Genomic DNA, 9065 nt, shown 5'->3' with positions numbered 1-9065 from the left:
ATTAAATTCCTATTGTTAAATTACAAATAAAAATATATTTTCAAGCTAATTTAGTCGATTTAAGATTTTTGAATGATCTATTTCTCATGTAACTCTAAAGTCGTGATGCAAAGGTTGCAGGACTGCATTGTTAGAAGTTCTGCTGTCTTATACTCAGAAGTAACTATGGAATTCGAATCTAGTGAAGAATTTCATAAGTTTGTTGAAAAATGGGCTGATCGTTATCAGTTGAGATTGACTCCCAAACAACGCTTCGATTTAAAGGCAAAAGGTGAACCAACTTTCGATTTAGTAATCAATCCCTCAATTTATACAACGGACGAATTTACGAAAGAGATGATTTCTCTAGTTCGGGAAGATCCTCAGATTTTTGAAAGAGATCCCGACTTTGATTTTTTGAGTGCAACGGAACATAAGTTACCGATTAAGTTTTTCTTATTTTGTAATATCGATTCATCTAAAATTTACGATGGTTCTGTCGATATTAATCATGTTAATGAGATTTTGAAAAAGCATGTGCAAGGTGCAGAAAAATTTTCTTATGTGTTCACTTCTCCAATCAGCTACAGCAATTATGAATTGGTTCGGTTGACTCAAAAGCGTTCGATTCGGGACGAGTTTGAGAATACAGAAAAAAACTCCTTTGATTGGACTTGGCGAATTAACTCCAGTTCTTTTGGGAAAACTCAAAAGAGCGGTCAAACACTAATAAACCGTTGGAATGAATGTATTAATAAAACAGAAGAAGAAAAAAGGGCTTATTTTGAAAAGCATTTACAGGTTCTAGAAAGTTATTACGGCTTTAGAGGTGTGCGGAAACAAGTTGGAACTTTGTGGGCTAAAGAACGCTCACTTTTAAAAGCAAAATACGGTGTGAAGTCTAAAGAATACTTTAGAGAGCTAAATTTGTCTTATATTCAGCGTCTTAAATCCATTTTTCCTTCCAATGCTGAAACATCTGAAATGATTAAACACATGCAAAAGATCATTAGGAGTGCGATAAATTGAATATAAGCAAATCCACCAAGCGAAGCGTTGCTTTTTTTCTTGTCGTCCTCTGCGGTGTTGGCTTCCTAAACTGTAAGTCAAACAGAGAGCCACAAGCTGATCAGGACAGCATCACAAGAGCCGAAAAACGTGAAGCGGAGTTTATGCAACGACAAGCCGACTACGTTGCAGAACATGGGCACAGCAAGCATTATAGCTTAAAGGATGGAAAAGTTTATGAGTGAAAATTTGACAGATAAAGTCATCGGTTTCATGGCAGTCGGTGGTCACAAAGTCGATGCAGAAACCAAGCTGTTGTTAGAGCAACTTGATGAAGGAAAGCTCACACATGAAGAAGCTATTAAGTGTATTGAGGAAGCAACTAGGAAAATGCCAACAAAAATTGTTCGTACACAAGCTGATATTGATGAGTTTTATGAGGACTAAAAGTCTTAAATTGGAATAGTCAGATGACTAAAGGGCTCACCAAAAGAAGCACTTGTGTAATTTTCTGAACCAAATTTTTGAAGTAAAGTTTGAAATTCATCCTTTTTGATATTGGAGATAATAATATTACCTGTTAAAAATGAAGGTATTAGAATACATTTTAGGCCAAGATTATCTCTGATATTTTGCAGTTCTATGATGGCTTTTCCTAAATAAGTATTTTCTTCAGCGAGACTGAGACTCTCTGGGCTGAAACCAAAAATATTTGGTGGTAGGTCATTGAGGTCTTTTATGATATTCATCAAGATAATTCCATTTTAAAGTAATAGAAAAGCTACTTTAAATGAAAGTTTGTTTTTATTCAAGTTATTGTTTTTATTCAATAAAACATTGACCGAAAAAAGTTTCATAAAATTAAAATGTTTCAATTTTGGAATTGAAATTCTATTTTGGGCTTACATTTTTATTTTAATTTCGCATAAGAGATTTTATGTTAAAAACTTTCTTTGTTTGTATTTCATTCAAATGATTCTGAAGACGACAAGCAAGGTCGCTCAGTAGTTGCATATCTCAAAAAATCTGATATCCTGGCAAAAAACAGGATAAACTGGCAGATTATGAACGCACTAGAGAAAATTTTACCAATTGAAGCTACTCTTATACGTGAAAAGAGACAGCGGCTAGGTCTAACTCAATTGGAGTTAGCTAGCTTATTAGAGCTGAAAGACAATGGTGAAAGAACAGTAAGAGGATGGGAGTTAGGAGAGCATAAACCCTCAAAATCTAAGCTTGCTAAAATTCTAGAACTTCACGAAGAGGCACCTTTCAGAATAGAAAATAATAATCATAAATTTACCTTTATTGATTTATTTGCGGGTATTGGTGGGATCCGTTTACCTTTCCAAGAGTTAGGTGGAAAATGTGTATTTAGTTCTGAATGGGATAAGTTCGCTCAAAGAACTTATGCTGCAAATTATGGTGAAGTTCCATCAGGAGATATCACAAAAATTTCAGCTAAAGAGATTCCTAATCATGACATTCTTATGGGCGGATTTCCTTGCCAAGCATTTTCTCAAGCAGGTTTAAAAAAAGGATTTGAAGACACTAGAGGTACAATGTTCTTTGAAATCCAAAGAATATTATGTGAAAAACGACCTAAAGCGTTTTTGTTGGAGAATGTAAAACAATTAAAGGGACATGATAAAGGACGGACATTACAGACTATTTTGAATATTTTGACTGGGGAAAGTAATATTTCCTTAGATGATATTCCAATGTCGGAAGATGCAAGAAACTCATTAGGTAAGAAACTTAACTATTGGGTGGATTTTAAAGTCTTACGTGCAGCTGATTTTGGTGTTCCTCAGAATCGAGAACGCATCTTCATTGTTGGTTTTGACAAAGACTATTTTGGTGAAAACTTTGACTTTGAAAAAAACTTTAACTGGCCAGTACCTACATATGAGTCAACAAGAGTTGGAGATATTCTAGAGTCTCAAGAATTTTTAAATGCACAAGAAGACAAATATACAATTTCAGATAAGCTATGGGCTGGTCATCAACGTAGAAAGGAAGAGCACAAAACTAAAGGAAATGGTTTTGGATGTTCTATTTATACTGCAGATAGTCCTTATACAAATACGATTAGTGCTAGATATTATAAAGATGGGTCAGAAATTTTAATTGACCAAAGCCATTTAGGTAAGAATCCTCGAAAACTTACACCACGAGAGTGTGCGCGTCTACAAGGCTTCCCCGAGGAATTTATTGTTGATGCTGTATCACAAGCCCAAATTTATAAGCAGTTTGGCAATTCTGTATGCGTTAAAGTTATTCGTGCTGTTGCCAAACAAATTGCTGAGACAATGGATACATTTATAAGTAATAAATAGAGATTGGTGATGAAATGCCCTAAATAAAATTTAGGGCATTTCATTAATAAATTAATAATATTTATGAGTAATTAATCTACTCCATAAATTATTGTTAGCTCTCCACATTGAATATGGTCTTTTATTAGTTTCATACATGCCACTATCAAAGAAAACATCTCCTGAGCGAACTAGATCTAACCAATTTAAGTAATTTAGGGGTGCGCCAAATACAATTTCACGATATACACCATAAGCATCTGTTTCGCATTTGAACCAACCATTTTGATTAAATTTGGATTCAACTTTATTTTTCAGAGATGCTGCATCCCATTTTGCTAAGATGACTGTACCATTTCGTAGCCCTAAAGGGATTAAGGCTGCTTTATTTGGGCGTTGGTCATATTGGTAATCATATGAGATAACAATGCTATTGTCCGCAGCAATAAATAAAGTACAACCATAACTATTCGTTTGATTGATTTTCGGTACTGGTTCACCTGACCATGAAATTCGATCGTTTTTTAAAGCATTTGGCTTCCCAAAGGCATTAAAGAAGTCTTGGCGTGTAAAACTAACGGATGGATTGGATGGGGAAGGAATAGTTGGATCCTTAAATATATAATAATTAGCGCTCCAATCCCCAAAAGTTGTTTTGCTGGTTGTTGCATTTTTCATTTCATAACCATATAAATCCGGTGCATTGTTACCATTAGGTTTTAGGCCCATTTGGGCTTCTAACCAATGACCACCACTACCAGCATGACGAGGGTTTGCCCCTTGAATGTTTGCTGTTTTGCCGTAAACATTTTGGTAGAAGGTATGAATTACCTTTTGCTCATCTGTGATTGCAGGTTGAGAAATGATTGATTGAATTGAAATAGTAGGGATCATTTGTTTTCCTAAAAGTAAATATTCAGCGTGATCAAGGGCCTTCCCAGGATTTTGGGAATAGAGATCAGGAAATGTATGGATTAAATTAGTGGAAATTTTTTTGATTAATTCGGAAGAGTTATTCTTCAAGTAATCAAAAAATTGTTCAGTTTTTTGATTTATAAATTCGTAATAACTTTGAAAACCGAGAAGACGGCTGAATAGCTCATATCTTTGAGTTTGACGTAATTGTGCAAAAGCTGGGTGCAACTTTTTTAAGCGACGATTGGTCGTTTCTGCGTGTTTTTTATAGCGATTGCTAAGATTTAGATCTGACATTCCTGTTTCCAATAAGCACATTTATCAACCTTATTGCCCACTCATAAAGTTAGAAATGCTTTATCTTCAACAAAGAAAAAAAGATTTTTATATAGTTACCGGACGGCTTCGCAAACGTGAGCAGCAGAGATTCTATACACCTCTATCCTCACATTATTAAGATATAACCGAATGTTTGTCAAAGGAATAATAAAAATAAAATTTTTACGGATGTTTTTTATGCTTCTCATTTTTTGATTATTTTTTAAGATTTTCTAAAATTAACATAATACTGCTTATACGAAATGCTCTCTTTAAATTGAATTAAATCAATCTATTGCGATCCATTAAAAAGCCCAGTTTGAACAAACTGGGCTTTTTAGTGGATCATTCACGCAATATGCCGATTTATTCACCTTTTTTCAATTATGTTCGTTAGCTAGCGTAAACAATATCTTAAGCCATTCGGCAGAAAAACAACCTAATAAAGCTCCTCTTTTTTAACTCTTAGATTATTAAATAAATATAAAACATTGACCTAATTGTCCCCTTTATTTGTCCCCTTTTGTGTATATTGGGTACACAAAGGTACAAAGGGTGTAACTCATGAAAAAAATGACAGTAGGGGAGCTTTCAAAACTTTATGGAATACACCGACAAAGTATCTATAAGCGTATAAATAAAGGGGATTTATCAAAATCAGCAGATGGGAAAATCGATTTCGCAGAAGCAATACGTGTTTTTGGTGAACCTGACGGTAGGGGAGAGGTTGTCCCCACGGTACAGTCAACTCAGGTACAGATGGATACACAAGTTGACAAGTTACAGTTACAGGTAGAAATGTTGGAAAAACAGCTTAAAAAAGCCGAAGAAACTGAGCAATTTTTGAAAGATCAAATTAAAGAAAAAGATACAAGCATCCATCTTTTACAGACTCTACTTTCAGCACCAAAACCAAAAGATTTAGGTGTTAAACAAGATGATGCCACTCAAGAAATAGCTCCTCAGGTTATTAATGAGCCACAGCCGATAGAAACTGCAGTGTATTCAGGGAAAGAGCAAACAGACACTGAACTAAAATCACGTAAGAAAGGACTCTTAGGACGTGTCATTAGTGCTGTTTTTGATGGTTAATTATTTTATTTACTATAAAATATAGTAACTTAGAATCAGGAAATCTCATGAAAAAAATACTTTTAGCTGTTCTCTGTACGACATCAATTTCGGCTTATGCACTTACTGATGATGAAAAAAATAATATAGGGAAAAGAGCGAATATTACCTGTACAGATCTTGCAGGGTATTCAATTGAAGTCACAAATGTAAGACAAAAAAATAAGGTTTCTAAAGATGCTTTCTTGAAAGAAGTAAGTAGAAAGTACAGCAAAATGGATGATTTTGAGTTTCGAAAAGGGATGATTGAATATATTTTTTCACAGCAAATAAACAAGACAGAAGAAGATCAAAAAGAGATATCTGCCAAAAATTACGAAAAAATTTACTTTACTTGCATGCAGACTTTGTTAGAGCAAGAGGGAGTTTATAAGTAGTTCTCTTTAACTGATTTATTTAGAGGAGCGATAAACGATTCATCAAATACTTTAAATTTTAAACTCTTAACTTCTGATGAGAGTTGAGTTAAACTTTTCTGTAGTCGAAAAAAAAGCCCATCTTGGCGGGCGGGCTTCTTTTCGGGAACTTGCAATAGGATAAGTATTACAAGCACCTAGAATATGCTGTCATTTTACCTGTTGCGCTTTTATAAAACAAGCCAATTGAGTAAAACATTGACCGAAAAAACAACTAGCTTTTTTTTAGAGCATCTAACTAGGTATTTACCTAAAAAGCCGTGGTGTACCAATGAGAAGGGTACAGCCTTACTTGTTCGTCCAAAAGAAATAGCTATAAATTATAAATATATACAGTTAAACAGCCCTTTCTACCAAAAATATTTAATACTTGACCTCGATTATGAGCATTCACTTGCTGAAATTCTTTTTAGTCGAGTGGGAATTCCATTGCCAAATTTTGTGACAGCAAATTTTCAAGGTGGCAAGTCCCATATCGTTTTTGAGTTAGAAGAACCAATTTACAAGACGAATGCTAGTAAACAGAAAATTATTGCCTTTGCACATGCCATTATAATGCGTTTGCAGGAGCTTTTTGATGCAGATATAGGGTATTCAGGAACTATAACTAAAAATCCTATTTCACCGAATTGGCGTGTCACAGAGCTACGGAAAGAACCTTATTCACTTTATGAGCTTGCTGAAAAGATAGATCTTCCTCGAAAAGATTATAGCAAGCAAAAGATTTCGGTAGATGAAGCAATTGGTTTAGGGCGTAACTGTTATGTCTTTTACACAGCCTGTCCTTTCGCATATCAAGAGATACGAGCATATCGAGGTAAAACTTACAGCCAGTGGGAAATGGCAATGATAGATCATTGTATGAGTCTAAATGAAAACTTATCTGAGCCAATGACATATAGGGAAGTACGTTGTATTGCAAAGAGTATCAGTCGGTTTTGTTGGAAAAATGATGCGTATTGCTATCAAGAATTTATAGATCGCCAAAAAAGAAAAGGATCTCTTGGTGGTAAGAAGTCAAAACGAGGAGCTAAAGCCAATTCTGAGCGTTCTACAAAGCCGTGGGAAGCAATGGGAATCAGTCGAGCAACTTACTATCGCAGACAAAATAAACCTCAAAAATGAGACCAAATAAGCCTAAATCAGATATTAGCCTTTTTAGGGCTTTTTGTTTTGTCACTTAAGTCAATTCTTTAATGTTCCACGGTCTTAAATTTGGTATTACTTTCGCTTAGGCTAAATGAGAGTGCTCTCTTCAAATAAGATCAAAATCAAATACACACTTGGGAAGAGTATTTTAAACTCTTTGGTAATCCCAAAGGTTTAGAAGATTTTATTGCAGAGAGTGAGCAAGATATTTAGAAAGATAAATTTTAGGCGCACAGTTTGCGTCATTTTCAATTTTTACTGCTATGGCTTAGTGTTTATATACATATCAAGAAAAGTCGCTTAGAACGCAAATGGTGAGCATTTAAAACAATTTGTAAATAAGGTGAGCAGTTTAATGTCATGCTCGGGACTAAATACCCATTTTTTTACGTGTATTGGGCGATACACGGTTTCCTTCGAATTGGCGAAAAGCCTTTTCTGTGTCTAATAGAAACGGACACAGCACTATTATTTTCAATGACCGTGTGATCATCTTTTTTGATGTTTTAATGTGCATCACCATTGCCGTGCCAACGCCTTACTTCAAAATTTTCTTTAGTCGCCAAACTTTAGAAAATTTAAAAATGTTGTTTCTCAGTGTTTTACATTACAGAAGCCAATCTGTTAGGGAAGCCAATCCCAAGCAAAACACTGTTTTAGATTTTTCACATCAATCACCATCGGCTCAGACTTTCCCGATTATCACCACTTACGTTTTTATTCGCTCGGAGTGACTGCAACCCTTAAAAATCAAGAGTTTTGTACTAATCTGATCTCCAACACTCATAAAGAATCTCACGAATCACGACCTTGCATGTTGCCTGCACTTCATTTCAAAGATGCCATGCTCAAAACGGTCTTGAGTGTGTCCCAAGTTATACTTCTTCGTCTTAACGTGCAGTACGCCTATCTGCTAGATTTGCTCTGTGTTCCATGTTCCGCCCCCCGTAGTTCCAAGATTTTAAGGGCATTAATACAGTTTACAAACCATCAAAACAGGTAAAGCACTTACACTACTAAATGCGAGTTTGACCGTTTTCACGGCTGACACGCACTTACAGGCTTGAGCTATCCATTGATCTCAACTTAGCAATTTGGAATGTCGTCACGACAAGTTCACCATTTCACTGTTTGAGTACCGAGTGCGCCATCTTTCAACTTGCACCCCTGATGCCTCACGACCATTTCAATTTCTTAAAATGTTTTAAAAAGCGTTTTAAACCTCTTAAAAATCCGCAAAAGCCCACCTGTTAGCCATCCGTCTGTTATCACTAACAGCTCGGAGAGTCTATTAACGAGTTTATCAATCCTTGAAAACTCTGAACTTATCGAAGAGAGTCAGGGTTAGCTTAGTCACCTAAACGCCCGTGTCCTTGTCGCCCAACTACAAAAGAACCATGTCGATAAAAAATCGAATGGAATGAGTAGAAAAGGGGAATCACACCCCTCAGCCCTCGTTGCAGCCGCGCCAGCTAGGTTTCCCACGCACGCAGCTACACCGATGTAATTTGTCAAAATGGCAGTAATGACAAACCGACTGATGCTATTTTTCTAAAGGTTGGCTAAACCCCTGAAAAATAGATAAAAATATCTAAATAACAAAGGTTTGGCAGACCTAACAGAAACAACAATATCTAAATGCAACCTATCAGAATACCGCCATAAGGTCAATTCGCAGGAACTACTTAATTGTCAAATTACATAAGGATAAAAATTAAATACCTTAAATTTAGAAATTTAAGGTATTTAATTTTATTAAATTCCTATTGTTAAATTACAAATAAAAATATATTTTCAAGCTAATTTAGTCGATTTAAGATTTTTGAATGAT

At 35.2% G+C, this 9065-nt stretch carries 8 protein-coding genes; 6 read left to right on the top strand and 2 right to left on the bottom strand.

The genetic code is table 11. From position 1 onward, the window contains the following. Window positions 1-165 precede the first annotated feature (165 nt). On the top strand, window positions 166-1008 hold the full coding sequence (locus HJG58_RS18400) for a hypothetical protein (protein WP_170249781.1): 843 nt from the start codon (window positions 166-168) through the stop codon (window positions 1006-1008). A 216-nt stretch (window positions 1009-1224) separates the two neighbouring features. Further along, complete coding sequence (locus tag HJG58_RS18395; RefSeq protein ID WP_170249780.1) at window positions 1225-1434, top strand: hypothetical protein; 210 nt, start codon at window positions 1225-1227, stop codon at window positions 1432-1434. Between the two features lie 5 nt (window positions 1435-1439). Here the strand turns inward: HJG58_RS18395 and HJG58_RS18390 are convergent, their stop codons facing one another. Further along, window positions 1440-1736, bottom strand: a complete 297-nt coding sequence (locus HJG58_RS18390; RefSeq protein ID WP_170249779.1) for a hypothetical protein — start codon at window positions 1734-1736, stop codon at window positions 1440-1442. A gap of 315 nt (window positions 1737-2051) precedes the next feature. Here HJG58_RS18390 and dcm point away from each other — a divergent pair, with 315 nt between their 5' ends. After that, window positions 2052-3326, top strand: a complete 1275-nt coding sequence (gene dcm / locus HJG58_RS18385) for a DNA cytosine methyltransferase (protein ID WP_170249783.1) — start codon at window positions 2052-2054, stop codon at window positions 3324-3326. A 51-nt stretch (window positions 3327-3377) separates the two neighbouring features. On the opposite strand, the gene HJG58_RS18380 is transcribed toward dcm, so the two are convergent. Continuing rightward, complete coding sequence (locus HJG58_RS18380; RefSeq protein WP_216076602.1) at window positions 3378-4517, bottom strand: LlaMI family restriction endonuclease; 1140 nt, start codon at window positions 4515-4517, stop codon at window positions 3378-3380. A gap of 585 nt (window positions 4518-5102) precedes the next feature. Here HJG58_RS18380 and HJG58_RS18375 point away from each other — a divergent pair. The 3 genes from HJG58_RS18375 (at window position 5103) to HJG58_RS18365 (ending at window position 7210) form a co-directional block, all read left to right on the top strand. Next, window positions 5103-5630 carry a plasmid replication DNA-binding protein gene (locus HJG58_RS18375; protein ID WP_170249778.1) on the top strand — a complete coding sequence of 176 codons (528 nt, stop codon included), beginning with the start codon at window positions 5103-5105 and terminating at the stop codon, window positions 5628-5630. Window positions 5631-5677: 47 nt separating this feature from the next. Then, on the top strand, window positions 5678-6046 hold the full coding sequence (locus tag HJG58_RS18370; RefSeq protein WP_170249777.1) for a hypothetical protein: 369 nt from the start codon (window positions 5678-5680) through the stop codon (window positions 6044-6046). Between the two features lie 183 nt (window positions 6047-6229). Continuing rightward, window positions 6230-7210, top strand: coding sequence for a replication initiation protein (locus tag HJG58_RS18365; protein ID WP_170249776.1), 981 nt, complete (start codon window positions 6230-6232; stop codon window positions 7208-7210). Window positions 7211-9065 lie beyond the last annotated feature (1855 nt).

This window comes from Acinetobacter geminorum, assembly GCF_013009345.1.
Taxonomy (GTDB): domain Bacteria; phylum Pseudomonadota; class Gammaproteobacteria; order Pseudomonadales; family Moraxellaceae; genus Acinetobacter; species Acinetobacter geminorum.
This window is presented reverse-complemented; position numbering and strand designations above follow the sequence as displayed.